The following is a 1,118-nucleotide window of genomic DNA, read 5'->3' as shown; positions in this document are numbered from 1 at the left end:
TGCCGACTCTGCTATTGCAGCAGGTGCGGTGGCGGACGAGAGACCGGAGCATCTTTGGGCCTTGAAGCCCGTGGGAGAGCGAGGGTCTTCGTCCGCCGTTCCATCGACCCCGAACAGTCGCCTGGGCCGCAAGCGAAGCCCGATTAGGCAAGGATGGGATAGGATGGAAATCGTTGTTGGCATCGACGTTTCGAAGGATCGGCTGGATGTGCATGTTTTGCCGTCCGGTGAAGCGTTTTCGGTTGGTAACGACCATGCCGGGGTGGAGGAGCTGGCTCGACGTCTTGCAGCCTTTTCTCCGACGGCAATCGGATTGGAGGCTACGGGAGGCTACGAGCAACTGGCGGTCGCCACTTTGGCGAGCGCCGGCCTTTCGGTTGTCGTGGTCAATCCAGCGCAGATCCGGGCCTATGCCAATGCGCTCGGCAAGCGGGCCAAGACCGATCCGATCGACGCTGCCGTCATCGCAGCCTTCATAGCTGCGACCAAGCCGGAACTGCGGCCGCTGCGCGATGCCGAGACCAGGACGTTGGCCGATCTCGTCACGCGCCGGCGCCAGATCGTGCAGATGATCGTGGCCGAAGAGAACCGCGCCCGCACGGTCAACGCAAGACAGGCGCAAAAGAGCATCAAGCGCCTGCTCGCCGCGCTCAGGCGTGAGTTGGAAAGCCTCGATGCCGACCTGGACGATCATATCCGCAAGTCGCCGCTCTGGCGGGTCCGGGAAAAACTGCTGTCCTCCGTGCCAGGCATCGGTCCCACCGTTGCCCGCACCATGATCGCCGAGATGCCGGAGTTGGGCAGCCTCGACCGGCGCCAGATCGCAGCGCTTGCAGGTCTCGCACCATGGACGAGGCAGTCCGGCACATGGCGTGGCAAGAGCTTCATCGGCGGCGGCAGGAGCCGCGTGCGCGCCGTCCTCTTCATGGCTGCCCTCGTCGCCATACGCCACAATCCGGTCCTCAAGGCCTTTCGCGACCGCCTCGTCGAGGTTGGCAAGCCGAAGATCGTCGCCGTCGTGGCCGTCATGCGAAAGCTGCTGACCATTCTCAACGCCATCATCCGCGACCAAAAACCATGGCAAACAGCTTGACAGCCAAGACAGTCGCTCTCCCCGT

At 63.4% G+C, this 1,118-nt stretch carries 1 protein-coding gene; it reads left to right on the top strand.

What is annotated here, in order from left to right:
* Window positions 1-163 precede the first annotated feature (163 nt).
* Window positions 164-1,093 carry an IS110 family transposase gene (locus EN781_RS33005; RefSeq protein WP_126057235.1) on the top strand — a complete coding sequence of 310 codons (930 nt, stop codon included), beginning with the start codon at window positions 164-166 and terminating at the stop codon, window positions 1,091-1,093.
* Window positions 1,094-1,118: the final 25 nt, after the last annotated feature.

The organism is Mesorhizobium sp. M4A.F.Ca.ET.090.04.2.1, from assembly GCF_003999085.1.
GTDB lineage: Bacteria > Pseudomonadota > Alphaproteobacteria > Rhizobiales > Rhizobiaceae > Mesorhizobium.
Note: the sequence above shows the minus strand (reverse complement) of the source record. Positions and strands in the feature narration are given on the sequence as shown.

Excerpts from the sequence above, each read along its gene's own strand:
- EN781_RS33005 (WP_126057235.1), top strand. The coding sequence starts at position 164 with ATGGAAATCGTTGTTGGCATCGACGTTTCGAAGGATCGGCTGGATGTG.